Source organism: Actinospica sp., from assembly GCF_035552695.1.
In the GTDB taxonomy this organism is placed as follows: Bacteria; Actinomycetota; Actinomycetes; order Streptomycetales; family Catenulisporaceae; genus Actinospica.
Window position 1 is genome coordinate 1 of sequence record NZ_DASZKT010000251.1, and the last position, 14,397, is coordinate 14,397.

Genomic DNA, 14,397 nt, shown 5'->3' on the forward strand with positions numbered 1-14,397 from the left:
GGGTATGCGATCGCGCCGCACATGCGGGCGAACCTCGCGGTCGAGTCGATCAGCATGGCACACTGAACCGGGCTGGTCGCGGGCAACACGATCACGCATACCGACAGTGATCGCAATACCATTCGAAGCTCTACCGCAACGCGCTGCGGCGCCTGGTGATCCGGCAAAGCACCAGCCGGACCGGATCCTGGCTCGACAGCGCCGCGGCAGAGTAACTCTTCGCCACCATCAAGGCGGAGATCGGTGTCACCCCGTGGCCCAACCGAGCCAACGCCCGCCGAGACATCGAGAACCCGATCAACGCTTACAACGAGCGGCGGCTGCACTCAGCCCTCGGGTCAGGCCGTCGTCGTGCGGCAGGACGCGATGAGTCCGAGTGCGCCGTCGAGGGCGCGGCGCAGCGGCAGGGGCTCGCGGCGGGCCTGAGACAGGACCAGCCCGCCTTGGAGACTGGCAAGGGTTGAGGCTGCGAGTAACTCTGTGTCGCAGTCAGCTCGAAGCTCGCCGGAGGCGACCATGGCAGCGAGGCCGGCCCGAATGCTGTGCTCCCAGCGGTCGAAGCCATCCGCCAGGGCTGCGCGGATCTCGTCGTCACGTTCGCCGAGTTGACACACGAGGTTGGCGATCGGACAACCTCCCACCCCACCCCGTTCCTCTTGGACGGCCACGAGGGCGTCGGCCCAACGCACCAGCCCCGTCCAGGTACCGAGCCCCGCGAAGAGATCTTCTTGGGCGCCGAGGACCGCGTCGTTCGTCGACTCGGCCACCGCGCGCAGCAGGTCGGATTTGTCGTCGAAGTAGTGGTACAGCTGGCTGCGCGAGGCGAGGGCACGTTCGCCGACCTCGTCCAGGCTCGCCCCGAGCGCCCCCTTGTCCGCGACGACCTGCGTCGCGGCGGCCACGATCCGCTCGCGGGTCCGGCGTCCCCGCTCGGTTCTCGGCTGCACTCCCATGTGCTCGATCATCCCATCGACTGGACTTGACAGTCCACCCGCCCGCCCGCCAGGGTAGAACTGGACTGCACAGTCCACTCAATGTTCCGCTGATCCACCCACGCATGGAGAACCGATGTCTGCCACCATCCGCGAACAGTCCGACCAGATCAAGGCCGCCTCGGCCGCTCGACTGCCCGGCGAGGTGCTCGCGGTGTTCGACCGCAGCGTCGAAGACCTGCTCGAGCTGGGAGTACCCGTCGAAGCGGTCAAGGCGGGAGAGCGGGTGGAGCCGTTCACCCTCGACGACGCCGCCGGCAACCACGTCAGCCTTGCTGAGCTCGTCGAGGCGGGCCCCGCCGTGATCGTGTTCTACCGGGGAGGCTGGTGCCCCTACTGCAACCTGGCGCTGCGTACGTACCAGCGGGAACTGCTCCCCGAGCTCGACGTCTTCGGGGCCCGGCTCGTGGCCATCAGCCCCCAGACCCCCGACGAATCGCTCTCCACCGCCGAGAAGGCGGAGTTGGCCTTCACCGTGCTGTCGGACCCCGGCAGCCGCGTGGCCCGCGGCCTCGGCATCGTCTTCCGCCAAGCCGACGACGTCCTCGCCGCCCAGCGCGAACTCGGCCTCGATCTGACCAAGGTCAACGCCGAAGGCTCCGTCCACCTCCCCCGCCCCACCGTGCTGGTCCTCGACCAAGGCCGAACCGTGCGCTTCGTCGACATCCAACCCGACTACACCGCCCGCACCGAGGTCGCCGACATCCTGACCGCGCTCAGCGAGCTCTGAACCGCCGATCGTCGAGGAGGTGCCGACGGGCCGGGACGCGCTCGATGAGCAGTCGCCCGACCAGTCCGTCGGGCAGGCGAGGAAGCACGGAGTGAAACTGGCCTGGGAAGGCGGACTGCTCGTATAGCTCACCAGTTTCCACCGCCGCCTGGCGGGCGGGCGGCTTTCGCAAGGCGGCGTCGTCGCTGGGTAGCTGACGCTGTATCCGTTCCATCCCTGGCCGTTCGGGCTTGACGGGCCGCAGTCGCGTAGGGGCACGGCTGCTGACGATCCTTCAGGTGACTAGACCTCTGGACCCTGGAGCAGCCGTACCCGCGTGCGCAGCGTGTCCCATGAGCGAGCTTGTCCGCACCCGAGCGCCCTGGTCGAGTATCTTCGCGCGAGTCCCGGACCCGCGAGATCGCCGAGGCCTGATTCATCCCTGCGACGGTGCTCCCGCCGGCCGCGTGCGATAGCGACCGGGCACTCGAACTCGCCGATCTCCGTCGGGTTCGAGTGCCCGGTCAGTCGAGCCTCGGCATCGGGTTCGCTCCGCGCAGCACCGCCACCTCGTGTCGCAAAACGAGGATCTCGGCGTTCAGCGCAGCCCGCGACCGGTGAGCAGCGCGAGCCACGCGAGAACGCGAGTGAAGACCAGATAGGGCAGTCGAGGCGACACGGCCCACCATCCTCGCCGCTTCGAGCCCCACACATCAACCCAGGTCACAGGAGCTCCGCCGGTAAGGAGCCCCTACAGGGTACTGGCGGACGGCGCTGAGCTGACGTCGTAGGCGTGGACGCGCCGCTTCGACCGGAGGGAAACGTCGAACACTGATGGCGAGTGGGCGCTATCGGCCGCCGGGCGACATCGTCCCTTCGATCGCCTCACGTGTGTCTGGAGCGCGGCCCGCGTCGTCGACGACGTAAGCCCGGTCACGCAGCGGCAGTTCTTTGATGAACCAGGTGAGCACGAACGCGGCCAGCGAGATCGGGACGCCGACCAGGAAGACGGCGTGTAGCGAGTCGTTGAAGGCGAGCACGAAGCCGTGGCGCACCGCGGGCGGTAGCGCGTCGAGCTGGGCCGGGCTGGCCGTGATGTTGCTGCCGTGCACCTCGCCCAGCGCGGAGGCCGGGAGGTATTTCGGCAGGTTGTCGGCCAGTCGGCTGTTGAAGATCGCGCCGAGGACGGCGACACCGAACGAGCCGCCGATCGTTCGGAAGAACGTCGCCGAGGAGGTGGCGGTGCCCAGTTGGCTGCGCGGGACCGCGTTTTGCACCGCGACCACGAGGACCTGCATCACCAGGCCGATGCCGGCCCCGACGACGAACATGTAGAACGAGGACAACGGGAGGCCGGTCGAGGGCGTCATCAGGGACAGCAGGTAGATTCCGACGGTCATCACGGCGGTTCCGAGGATCGGGAAGAGCTTGTACCTGCCCTGCTTCGTCACGAGCCGGCCGCTGATGATGAAGGTGCACAGCATGCCGAGGATCAGCGGCAGCAGTTGGAGTCCGGAGCTGGTCGGGCTCGCGCCGTGCACCGTCTGGAGGTAGAGCGGGATATAGATGATCACGCCGAACATCACGAACCCGATCAGGAATCCGATCGCGTTCGACACTGAGAACACCGAGATCCTAAACAGGTTCAACGGGATGATCGGTTCGGCCGCCCCCCGCTCGGCCCAGACGAACATTCCGATGAGCACGGCCGCGACCGCTTCGAGGGCGAGGATAGTCGGGGAGGTCCACGGGTAGGTGGTGCCGCCCCAGGTCGTCACCAGGATCACGGCGGTGACCGCGCCGCCGAGCAGGCTCGCGCCGAGGAAGTCGATGGCGTGCCGGGTGCGGGTGACCGGCAAGTGGAGCACCGCGGCGATCACCGCGAGTGCGACGATGCCGATCGGCAGGTTGATGTAGAACACCCACCGCCAGCTCAGGTGCTGGGTGAAGAACCCGCCGGCCAGCGGTCCGATCACGCTCGAGGCGCCGAAGACCGCGCCGAAGTAGCCCATGTACCGGCCGCGCTGGCGCGGGCTGACCACGTCGCCGATGATCGCCTGGGCGCCGACCATCAGGCCGCCGGCGCCGACGCCCTGTACGGCGCGGAACGCGATGAGCTCCAGCATGTCCTGGGAGAGCCCGGACAGCACCGAGCCGGCCAGGAAGATCACGATCGCGGCCTGGAAGAGCTTCTTGCGGCCGTACAGGTCGCCGAGCTTGCCCCACAGCGGGGTTGAGATGGTCGAGGTGAGCAGGTACGCGGTCACGACCCACGACAGGTGGTTCAGACCGTGCAGGTCGCCGGCGATCGTCGGCAGCGCGGTCGCCACGATCGTCTGGTCGAGGGCGGCGAGGAACATGCCGAGCATCAGCGCCCCGAGGATAATCAATATCCTGCGGTGCTCCGCCCGGCCCGCCTCGTCCGCGACCGCCTGATCCTCGAGGTCGGGGTGCTCAGCCATCGGATTCCTCCAACTCCCGGCCGACCGCGCCGGCGAAGCGGCTCAGCAGGTGGGCGAGCTCGGCCCGGTCGGCCTCGGGCCAGTCGATCAGCACCGCTTCCAGCCAGGCCCGACGGGCGGCGAGGATCGCCTCGGTCCTGCCGCGCCCCGCCGGGGTCAGGTGCAGCCGGATCGCCCGGCCGTCGGCCTGGTCGGGGCCGCGCTCGATCAGGCCCGCGCGTTCGAGCTGACGCGCTTTGCGGCTGACCGCCGGGATGTCCACGTGCAGGCGCTCGGCCAGCTCGGTGATCCGCAGGCTGGAGGGCTCCTCGTAGAGCGCGTACAGGAGCGCGCCCCCGGCCCGGTCGAGCTCGACCCCGGCCCGGCGCAACAGGTATTCGTGCAGCCGGGCCTGTTTGAGCCGACGGAACAGCGCCTGCAGGGCCGACTCGAGCTCGTCGATCGGGTCCTCGGGCCGCAGCGTAGCGGTGTCGGGCGGTGCGTCGTCCCGGACAGGCGCCATACGCATAACATAACAAGTTGCCTGCGGCAAGTATATGGTCCGGAACGGAGCGTATCTGGTGTTGTCCTTCGACTTCTTGTCCTGGGCTCCTTCAACTTCGTGTCCCCCGCTCAGGGGCCGCTGAGGCTGTAGAGGACGTCGGGGTGGACCTCGACCTGGTCCGGGTCGCCGGGGACTGGCAGTAGGACCCCGGCGTCGAGTAGTTGGGCGTGTTCGACCTGGCACTTCTCGCGCCAGTGCGCGTAACGCTCGGGGCGGCCGGAGCCGATGGCGGCGAGGATCACCGCGGTGTGCGCGGCGGTGAACTCGAAGGCGTCCATGTCGGCGGCGGCGAGTTGGTCGTGCCTCGGCCCTACCGGATGCTCATCGCCCCGCGCCAGATCTGATCGACGGCCGGGGTCGTGGCTAGGCTTGGCTGCATGGACGAGGGCGAATGGACTGTTGAGCGGCATCTGCTGGGCAGGCCGCCTTGGGTCGTGGCCCTGTATGACCGGTTCATCGAGATGGCCACGGCGTGTGGCCCGTTCACCTTCGCGGTGGCAAAGACCGCAATCTCGTTGAAGGGTGCGCGTCGCGGCTTCGCCGGGGTCAAGCTGACCGATCGCGCCCTGGGTGGGTACCTGGACCTTCAACGGCGGGTGGAGGATCCGAGGATCACCCGGTCCGCCCCGTACACCAAGCGCCTGTACGTCCACCACTTCCGCATCGACTCGCTCGACCAGTTCGACGACTGCTTCGCCGGCTGGCTTCGAGAGGCATACCAGGTCGGCGCGGGTGCGCATCTGCAGGGCGACGGGGCCAGTGATCCCAGCCGAGGCTCGTGATTCTGCCGCGGCGGGCGCCCCGTGTGAGTCAGGGTCTTGCGGGGCCCGGCAAAGGGGGCGGCCACCGCTGATCATCGTGGTTCGTGACGACTACGAACGATCAAGCGGTCCGTCTGCCACAGCACAGACGCCGAGCGATGGGGCGCCACCTCACCTCCGCTGCAACCAACGCAAGCTCAAGGCATCAGGACGCAGCTTCGCAGGTCAACCGCCCGAAGGCAGTACGCGCCTGCTGCGATACCTGCAGGTCACGGCACATCTGTCAAAGTGCCGAATCTTGCATCTGGGGGGTCGTTCGGCGCCGTGGCCTGTGGCGGCCGAGCGTTTCTCACAGGCTTGTCGCCTCTGGATTCTCAGTGATCTGTCGTCTTCTTCGGCTCTCGATCCATCGGCGGATGCGCCCGCCGTTCGTTCCGCCGGGCGCACCGGCGGCCACGCCATAGCACCCGTCTCGCCGGTGAGGCCGGTTGCCGCTGCGGTTACCTTGGTGGTGTCTTCGACCTCGATGCCCGGTTGTCCCCGCATGGGCCGCCGATACGATCAACGGCGTGATGGCGACGAGCGTGCTGGACGAGCCGGACGTGGCGGGGCGGATACGGCGGGGGCCGGACCTGATCCGTGTGCTGTTCGAGTCCCTGATGATCATGGCCACGATCGCGCTCGGCGGGATCGGCGCGCACACCAGCAGCGGACTGGAATCCGACGTGCACAACGGCGTCGAGTTCGCGCCCGCCTTCATACTCGGTGCGATCACGGTCCTGACGAACGCGGCCACCGTCGCCATCCCCGTCGGACTCGCGATCGAACGGCTCGTGCGCGGCGACGGTAAACATGTGGCCAACGCCGTCATCGCCGCTGCGGTCGGCTGCGGCATCACCAGCGTCCTCAATGTGTGGATCACCTCGAGCTACGCGCCCGGCTGGCTGCTGAGCGAACTGACCCGCCATCTCGGGTCGGGCACGACCCCGCCGCTGCATATCTACCTGGTCACGGTCATCGCATTCCTCACCGCCCTCGGCTTCAACGACCGGCCGAGCCTGCGCACCTTCACCTGGGTCTGCGTCGCCGTGTACTTCACCGCCACGCTGATAAGCGGTGACAGTGCACTGGTCGGACTGATCGTCACGTTCCTCCTCGGCCGCGGCATCGGCTTCGGGTGGCGATACGCCCGTGGGGTCGCCAACGAACGGCCCGGCATTCAGATCGTCCTGGCCGAACTCGGCCGTGCGGGCCTTGCCCCGGTCTCCTGCCACCGGAAGGGCGAGCACAAAGCCACGCGCCGCTACGAGGTACGTTGCGCCGACGATCGCCGCCTCGAGGTTGCCGTCCTGGACCGCGACCGCCAAGCCGTCGGCCTGATCTACCGCATCTACCGCCACATCCGGCTGCGCGGACCGGCCCAACAGCGCAATCCGTTCTCGCTGCGGCGCACCGTCGAGCACGAAGCCCTGCTCTCGTACGCGCTCGCGGACGCCGGGATCAGCACACCCAAACTCCTCGCCGTCCGCGAACCGTCCGCCGACTCGGCGCTGCTCGCCTACGAGCACGTCCCGGCCCGTTCCTTGGACAGACTGGCCGACGAAGAGTTCACCGACGAGCTCATCGAAGGCGTCTGGAACATCGTCCGCGAACTCGGCCGCCACCAGATCGCCCACCGCAGGCTCGCCCTTGACTCGATCCTCGCCGACGAGCACGGCCAGATCTGGCTGACCGAACTACGCAACGGCGAGATCGCCGCCGACGAACTCCAGCACCTGCTCGACATCGCCGCAACCATGGCGGCCCTCGCCCTCAAAGCCGGGCCCGAACGCACCGTACGCATCGGCGCCGACATTATCGGCGAGGACCGCATCGGCGCGGCGCTACCGTTCCTGCAGCCTGTCCTGCTCACCCGCGGCACCCGCCTCGCGGCGCGCAAATCCAAGCATCTCCTGCGACGCCTGCGAGAGCAGATCCTCGAGATCCACCCGCAGGCCCCCACGACAGAACCAGTCAAACTCGAACGCCTCAAGCCCAGAACGATCCTGACCGTCTCCGCCGGCTGCTTCGCCGTCTACGTGCTGATGCTGGAGATCGCATCGGCCGGCAACGCGAGCGGACACAGCCCCTGGCAACTGATGGCCGCCGCCTCCCCCTGGTGGCTGCTGATCGCGGCCGCGACCGCAGCGTTGACCTACGTGGCGGCGGCGATGCAACTGGCCGGCTTCATCCCGGAGAATCTGCCGAAAGCGCAGAACCTGATGGTGCAACTCGCCTCGAGCTTCGTCGCGCTGTTCACGCCCGCAGCGGTCGGCGGCGTCGCGCTCAACGTCCGCTTCCTGCAGCGGCGCGGCATCCCGACCGGACCGGCCCTCAGCGCGGTCGGCGCCGGGCAGGCCGTGGCGTTCATCATCCATATCGCGCTCATCGCCACCTTCGGTTTCTTCGCGAGCGGCGGCGCCACCCACGACGAAGCGTCCACCACGATGATTGCGATCCTGCTGGCCATCGCCGTCCTCGCGATGACCACGCTGACCGTCGCCCCGCTGCGCCGGCTCGCCAAGCGCCGCCTCGTACCCTTCTTCGAAGGCTCACTACCCCGCCTGCTCGATGTCGCGCAGAACCCGCGCAAGCTCGCACTCGCGCTCGGCGGCACGCTGTCCATCTCGCTGCTCAACGCCCTGTGCCTGTGGAGCTGCATTCACGCGCTCGGCGGCCATGCGATTCCGAGCTATCCGACCGTCGCACTGATGTACCTGACCGTTCAGGCGGTGAGCTCAGCCAGCCCGACCCCGGCGGGCATGGGCGCGGTCGAGCTCGGCCTCGGCGGGGCGCTCGCGCTCGCGGGCGTCGCCAAGCCCACCGCCGTGGTCGCCGTCCTCGTATACCGACTGCTCACCACATACCTGCCGGCAGTTCCTGGCTACGCAGCCCTCGGCCGCCTGCGTCATCGGCGCGCCGTGTGAGCGCTGGTGTCCTGTGACAAGGGATCTTCCTCGGTCGGTAGGGGGTTGGCCCTTGAACGTGGACACCCTGATCATTGGATCGTGAAGATCCATAGGACAGGAGCCCTCGTTGGGGACCTACCGATACTCCGCTGAGTTCCGCACCGACGCGGTCGCGCCGGCACGTTCCTCGGCCACCGCAGCCCCATCGACTACGAACACCGATCCGCTACCCTAGCGGAGCTGCATAACAACCAGTGTCCACTCAGCGGGGACAAGCCCCTGGAGGATTTACGCAGTAAAGGGTTGTGCTGTGCGGCAGGCTATCTGACGCAGGCTCATGCCCGCACGGGTCGGCGACCAACCCCGCTGTGACATGGGCGGCGGGCCCTTCCGACTACTCAATCCGTTCCTGCTCGAGCGCCCGCCCGCCGATGCCCTTGAGCCGGCGTCCGTTGCCGGCGAGGATGTGCGCGCGCATGGCCCGTCCGGCGGCCTCGCCGTCGCCCATCAGTACGTGGTGGGCGACCATCGCGTGTTCCTCGGCCGCCTTGAGGAGGTCCTCGGGCGCGTGGTCGGCGGCTCGCATCGCTCCTTGGAACAGTTGCGAGCTCGTGTCGATCACGTCCAGGAACAGCCGGTTGTGGGTGGCCTCGGAGACGGCGCGGTGGAAGGCGACGTCGTGCTCGTAGACGGCCTCGTGTCGTCGGACCGCGTTCTGGTAGGCAGCCAGCCGCTCGCGGATCCGGTCGAGGTCTTCGGGCGTTGCCCGCTCGGCGGCCAATTGTGCCGCCTGGCCCTCGAGTAGGATGCGGAATTCGACCAGGTCCTCCAGCGCCGCTTCGTCCATGGGCCGCTCGGCCACCGTGTGCGCCAGGGCTGTGCGGCCGTCGAGGCGGGAGACGGTCGTGCCGGAGCCGGCCTTGACCTCGAGCATCCCGAGCGCCACGAGCCCGCGCACCGCCTCGCGGACGGTGTTGCGCCCGACCGAGTAGCGCAGCATCAACTCCCGCTCCGGCGGCAGTTTCTGTCCTGGCTGGAAGGTCCCTTCGGCCAGGTCTCGGCGAAGCCGCTCGGCCACCTCCTGGCCCAGCGTCTGAACGCCCATCAATGCCTCCACCTGCGCGCGCGGCGCCCGAAGTCCTCTGTCACGTCCAAGCCCTGTCAGACATCCTACCGGCCGTGCCGCTGCTCACTCCGATCGCGTAGCCGCGCGACCCGCCCTGAGTACGGCAGCCGCGAGCGACGGCGCCAAGGGCAGTTTCGGCAGCAGCGTCGCCTGGAACGCGTGGTAGACGTCGGCCTTTCCTATCTTCACGGTCGCGGCCGGGCGCCCCGCGACGTCCAGTTCGTGGTGCCAACTGCCGGCGTCGCGGTCGATGAGGTGATCCTCCGCCCACTGCCACCATTCGTCATAGCGCAGCCGGTATTGCTCGTCGCCGGTGACGCGGTGCATCACGGCTGCCGCCCCCACCGCCTCCGCGAGCGCCCAGTGCAGGCGTGCGGCCACCACGGGGGCTCCGGCCCAGTCCACCGTGTAGACGAACCCCTCGTGCCCGTCGGCGTTCCAGCCGTCGCGGTCGGCGCGTGCGAACAGCTCACGGGCTGCCGGGAGCAGCCAGTCCGCGTCGGCTTCGGCTGCGCGCAGGTGGATCAGGAGGCGCGACCACTCGATGCCGTGGCCGACCGTGGCGCCGAACGGCCGGAAGGGGTCGGCCGGGCGTTCCTCGTGGTAGCGCCACGCCGGGGACCAGTCCTCGTCGAAGTGCTCGACGACGCGCCACTGTGCGTGCCGTGCGACGGAGTTCACGAGGTGGTCGGCGATCTGGAGGGCTTGGTCGGCCGGTGCCTGGTCGCCGGTCGCGTCGCTCGCGGCGAGCAGTGCCTCTATGGCGTGCATGTTGCTGTTACCGCCGCGGTACCCGTCGAGTGAGCGCCAAGTGCGGTCCCATCTTTCGCGCAGCAGTCCGGACTCCGGTTCCCGGAACCGCCGCTCGACGACTTCCAGCGCGCGTGCGAGCAGTTCGGCGGCTCCGGGCCGCCCGGCGATGGTCGCGCTGGCCGCGGCCAGGATCACGAACATGTGCGGGTAGGCGGCTTTCTCGTCCGCCAACGGTCGGCCAGCACGGTCAGTGGCGGTGTGCCAGCCACCGTACTCGTCATCGTGCAGCGGGCCGGTGAGCGCTGCGATGCCGTGGTCCGCGTACTGCGCCGCCCACGCGTGCCCCTGCAGAGTGGCGAGCGAGAACACATGGGTCATGCGGGCGGTGATGTAGGTGTGGACCGTGTCGTCCGCAAGCGGCGAGCCGTACGAGTCGAGCCAGCCGAAGCCCCAGCCCGGCAGGCGGGCATTGCGCGCGAAGGCCAGCAGGCGCTCCCCCTCGACCCTCAAATAGGGCGGGCTCCCCGGCCTGGGCAGCTGCGTCATGACACTGCCTCAGGCCGCGGCGGGAAGCTCGACGGGTCGCCCGGCGAGGGCGGCTTGGTGGGCCGACGCGAGGACGGCGTTCGCCTCAGCACGCCAATCCCGGGCAGGTTGCCAGTCCGGCAGCACCGATGATCCGTGGATGTGGCCCGCCATGGTGCGGCTGACGGCGTGGACGCCGGCGTCGCGCAGGCGGGCGACGTAGGCCTCGCACTCGTCACGGCGCGGGTCGAACTCCGCGTTGATGACGAACGCCGGGGCGACACCTTCCAGGTTCGGCGCGAAGAACGGGGAGACGTACGGGTGGACGCGCTCTGCGGGCGAGGAGATGTGCCGATCGTTCCACGCGACGTCCGCCTCGCGGGTCGAGTCGTGTCCGAGGCCGGGATTGCGCCACGCCCGGGATGAGTCGGTGAGGTCGAGGCCCGCGATTTCGATCAGCTGCAGGGCGATCCGGGGCCCGCTCACGTCGCGCGCCATCAGCGCCACCACCGCGGCCAGGTTGCCGCCGGCGGACCCCCCGCCCACGGTGACGACCTCGCGGGCGATGCCGTAGCGCTCGGCGTCGGCGAGAAGCCCGGTGAAGGCGGCGTAGCAGTCGTTGACTCCGGCGGGGAACCGATGCTCCGGAGCCAACCGGTACTCGACGGATGCGACCAGGCACCCGGCATCGAGCGCACGGCGCGAAAGGAGGCCGTCCAGCTCGCCTGTCAGCGCGGATCCGAGGATGAAGCCGCCGCCGTGGAAGTAGACGTGCAACGGAAGGCCACCGCCTGCCGGGGGCCGATACAGGCGGACCGGTACCTCGTCGATCACGACGTCGCTGATCTCGACACCGTCGACGGGGCCGTCCGAGAGGTCCAGGTCCTTCTGAATCGCGATGGTCCGAATCATCGCCAGAACGTCCGGATCATCGAGGTTCAGGCCGCCCCCGGCCATCGACTGGTAACGCTCCAGCAGTGCGCGCACCGGCGCCGCTAGCTCCATAGCCACTCCAGAAAGATGGGATCAAAGAATGATCTCTAGTAATGGTGGGATGGTATGGCGGCGCTTGATCGGCGTCAAGGAGTCCAACGGGTAGGGCGCCAGGCTGGGAACGAGCCTATGCGCAGGCCTTGACGACCAAACATCCCGCCTTTAACATCGGCCAATGAAACATCCTATCGCTTGTGCAGGCCGTCGGTCCTGCGTTCGGAGAGTCGCCTGTGAAGATCACATCCGCTGAAGTCGTCGTCACCTGTCCGGGCCGCAACTTCGTGAGTCTGCGTCTGGAGACCGAGGACGGGGTGGTGGGCTGGGGCGACGCGACGCTCAACGGCCGCGAGCTCGCCGTGGCGAGCTATCTGCGCGAGCACGTGAACCCGATCCTGATCGGCCGGGACGCGGGCGCGATAGAAGACACCTGGCAGTACCTCTATCGCGGCGGCTACTGGCGGCGCGGGCCGGTGACGATGGCCGCGATCGCCGGGGTGGACGTGGCGTTGTGGGACATCAAGGCGAAGTACGCCGAGATGCCCCTCTACCAGCTGCTCGGCGGCGCGAGTCGGCGAGGGCTGCTCGCCTACGGGCACGCGAGCGGAGCCGAGCTTCCGGCGCTGTTCGACTCGATCGACGAGCACCTCGAGGCCGGGTACCGGGCCGTGCGCGTCCAGACCGGCGTACCGGGACTCGGCCAGATCTACGGCGTGGCGAGCGGTGGGGGCGGGGCGCGCTACGACTACGAACCGGCCCGCGCCGCCGCCCGCCCTACCGAAGAACACTGGGACACCCGCGCCTACCTGCGCCACGTGCCGAGCGTGTTCGAAGCCGTCCGGGCCAAGTACGGGCCCGAGCTGCCGCTGCTGCACGACGGCCACCACCGGATGACCCCGATCCAGGCCGCGCGACTCGGCAAGAGCCTCGAACCCTACGACCTGTTCTGGCTCGAGGACGCCACTCCGGCCGAGAACCAGGACGGCCTGCGCCTGGTGCGCCAACACACCACGACCCCGCTGGCGATCGGCGAGATATTCAACACCGTCTGGGACTACCAGACCCTGATCAGCGAGCACCTGATCGATTACGTCCGTTCCGCGGTCACGCACACCGGCGGCATCACCGCGATGCGCAAGCTGCTCGACTTCGCCGCGATGTACCAGATCAAGTCCGGCATGCACGGCCCCACCGACGTCTCCCCCATCGGGCAGGCCGCGGCGCTGCATCTGGGCCTTGCGATCCACAACTTCGGGATCCAGGAGTACATGCGCCACAGCCCCGAGACACTGACCGTATTCCAGACCGGCTACCGGTTCGAAGACGGCCTGCTGCACCCGGGAGACCGGCCCGGCCTCGGCGTCGAGATGGATCTCGAGGCCGCCGCCGCTCACCCCTACCGGGCGGCGTACCTGCCGGTCAACCGGCTCGCGCTCGACGGGACGGTGCACGACTGGTGAGGCCGTTCACTTCCTACGATCGCGCAGCTGTGGTGATGGGCGTGGCCGGCAGCGGCAAGTCGACCATCGCGGCCGCGCTCGCACGTCACCTCGGGCGCGAGTTCCGCGACGGCGACAGCTTTCACAGTCCCGGCAACGTGGCGAAGATGGCGCTCGGCCGACCCCTGGCCGACGCCGACCGCATCCCCTGGCTCGAGAACATCGCGGCCTGGCTGGCCGCGACGCCCCGCGGAATCGTCGCCTGCTCCGCCCTGAAGGGAAGCTACCGCGACCAGTTGCGGCACGCGGGCCCGCTGCTCTTCGTCCATCTCGAGATCGCACCGTCCACGGCCCGCGCACGCGTGGCCGGCCGAAACGGGCACTTCATGCCCGCCTCCCTCGTCGAGGACCAGTACACAACCTTGGAGACGCCGTCACCAGGCGAAACCGACGTCATACGCCTCGACGGCGAGGACCCCGAACCCGTCCTGCTGACCCGCGCGCTGTCCGCGGTGATCGGCGTGCCGGAGCCGAGGCCGCGCGGCACCGGCCGCTAACGCCCCGCCACCCGCGAACACCGCTTTCCAGTAACCAGCCCCCGCCACCCCAACGAAGAGGTGCACCGTGACCGAGCAGACCATTCCACCCGCGCCGCAAGCCGACGATCTGAGCAGCCGTGATTACGCCGAGGACGCGGGCCGCCTCGACGGCGCCTCCACCGGCCGCCTCGTCTTCGTCTTGATCGCCCTTGTCGCGATCTCCGAGATCATCCCCCTGCAGAACCTGATGATCGGCGTAGCGATCCCGAAGATCGCCACCGGCTTCCCGCAAGCCGGCGCCGCCATCACGTGGGTGGGCACCATCGTGGGCGTCGTCGGCGGGGCCACCGTCGCGCTCGTCGGCAAGCTCGGCGACGTGTGGGGCAAAAAGCGCGTGGTCGCCCTCGCCACCGTGTTCTTCATCGGCGGAACGCTGCTCTGCGCGCTGACCGACAACTGGGCCCTGTTCCTGACCGGCCGCGGCATCGGCGCCCTCGCCACGGGCATCGCCGCCGTCGAATACGGCCTGGTACGCGACCTGATGCCACGCCGCTGGATCCCGATCTGCGTCGCCGTGCTCGGCACCGGCTTCGGCCTGTCCGCCATCGC

13 protein-coding genes and 1 pseudogene are annotated in these 14,397 nt (G+C 68.8%); 6 read left to right on the plus strand and 8 right to left on the minus strand.

Annotation, left to right across the window (positions count from 1 at the left end; translation table 11 throughout):
• Positions 1-338 precede the first annotated feature (338 nt).
• Positions 339-953, minus strand: coding sequence for a TetR/AcrR family transcriptional regulator (locus VG296_RS28365; protein WP_325571272.1), 615 nt, complete (start codon positions 951-953; stop codon positions 339-341).
• Positions 954-1,068: 115 nt separating this feature from the next.
• On the opposite strand from VG296_RS28365, the gene VG296_RS28370 reads away from it, so the two are divergent.
• Complete coding sequence (locus tag VG296_RS28370) at positions 1,069-1,722, plus strand: peroxiredoxin-like family protein (protein ID WP_325571274.1); 654 nt, start codon at positions 1,069-1,071, stop codon at positions 1,720-1,722.
• Between the two features lie 509 nt (positions 1,723-2,231).
• Here VG296_RS28370 and VG296_RS33045 read toward each other — a convergent pair.
• From VG296_RS33045 to VG296_RS28385, 4 genes and pseudogenes are all read right to left on the minus strand, one after another.
• Positions 2,232-2,380 (minus strand): annotated as a pseudogene (locus VG296_RS33045) (integrase catalytic region); the annotation flags it as partial.
• A gap of 169 nt (positions 2,381-2,549) precedes the next feature.
• Positions 2,550-4,163, minus strand: a complete 1,614-nt coding sequence (locus VG296_RS28375; protein ID WP_325571276.1) for an MDR family MFS transporter — start codon at positions 4,161-4,163, stop codon at positions 2,550-2,552.
• Positions 4,156-4,665, minus strand: a complete 510-nt coding sequence (locus VG296_RS28380) for a MarR family winged helix-turn-helix transcriptional regulator (RefSeq protein ID WP_325571278.1) — start codon at positions 4,663-4,665, stop codon at positions 4,156-4,158. Before VG296_RS28380 ends, VG296_RS28375 begins: the two co-directional genes overlap by 8 nt.
• A 110-nt stretch (positions 4,666-4,775) precedes the next feature.
• Positions 4,776-4,985, minus strand: coding sequence for a hypothetical protein (locus VG296_RS28385; protein WP_325571280.1), 210 nt, complete (start codon positions 4,983-4,985; stop codon positions 4,776-4,778).
• A 99-nt stretch (positions 4,986-5,084) separates the two neighbouring features.
• Here VG296_RS28385 and VG296_RS28390 point away from each other — a divergent pair, with 99 nt between their 5' ends.
• Together VG296_RS28390 and VG296_RS28395 are read left to right on the plus strand one after the other, a co-directional pair.
• Entirely contained in the window at positions 5,085-5,489 is a 405-nt protein-coding gene (locus VG296_RS28390; RefSeq protein ID WP_325571282.1) for a DUF5655 domain-containing protein, read from the plus strand.
• 551 nt (positions 5,490-6,040) lie between these two features.
• Positions 6,041-8,434, plus strand: a complete 2,394-nt coding sequence (locus VG296_RS28395) for a lysylphosphatidylglycerol synthase transmembrane domain-containing protein (RefSeq protein WP_325571297.1) — start codon at positions 6,041-6,043, stop codon at positions 8,432-8,434.
• 376 nt (positions 8,435-8,810) lie between these two features.
• On the opposite strand, the gene VG296_RS28400 is transcribed toward VG296_RS28395, so the two are convergent.
• The 3 genes from VG296_RS28400 to VG296_RS28410 all read right to left on the minus strand — a co-directional run bounded on the left by VG296_RS28400 (position 8,811) and on the right by VG296_RS28410 (position 11,825).
• Positions 8,811-9,521, minus strand: a complete 711-nt coding sequence (locus tag VG296_RS28400; protein WP_325571287.1) for a FadR/GntR family transcriptional regulator — start codon at positions 9,519-9,521, stop codon at positions 8,811-8,813.
• Between the two features lie 84 nt (positions 9,522-9,605).
• On the minus strand, positions 9,606-10,841 hold the full coding sequence (locus VG296_RS28405; RefSeq protein ID WP_325571289.1) for an AGE family epimerase/isomerase: 1,236 nt from the start codon (positions 10,839-10,841) through the stop codon (positions 9,606-9,608).
• Positions 10,842-10,850: 9 nt separating this feature from the next.
• Complete coding sequence (locus VG296_RS28410; RefSeq protein WP_325571291.1) at positions 10,851-11,825, minus strand: alpha/beta hydrolase; 975 nt, start codon at positions 11,823-11,825, stop codon at positions 10,851-10,853.
• Positions 11,826-12,043: 218 nt separating this feature from the next.
• Between VG296_RS28410 and manD the strand changes: the two genes are divergently transcribed.
• From manD to VG296_RS28425, 3 genes are all read left to right on the plus strand, one after another.
• Complete coding sequence (manD, locus tag VG296_RS28415; RefSeq protein ID WP_325571293.1) at positions 12,044-13,270, plus strand: D-mannonate dehydratase ManD; 1,227 nt, start codon at positions 12,044-12,046, stop codon at positions 13,268-13,270.
• 35 nt (positions 13,271-13,305) lie between these two features.
• Positions 13,306-13,806 (plus strand): gluconokinase, encoded by a 501-nt coding sequence (locus VG296_RS28420; RefSeq protein WP_325571299.1) that lies wholly within the window; start codon positions 13,306-13,308, stop codon positions 13,804-13,806.
• 67 nt (positions 13,807-13,873) lie between these two features.
• The coding region (locus VG296_RS28425; RefSeq protein ID WP_325571295.1) for an MFS transporter at positions 13,874-14,397 on the plus strand (524 nt) is incomplete at its 3' end.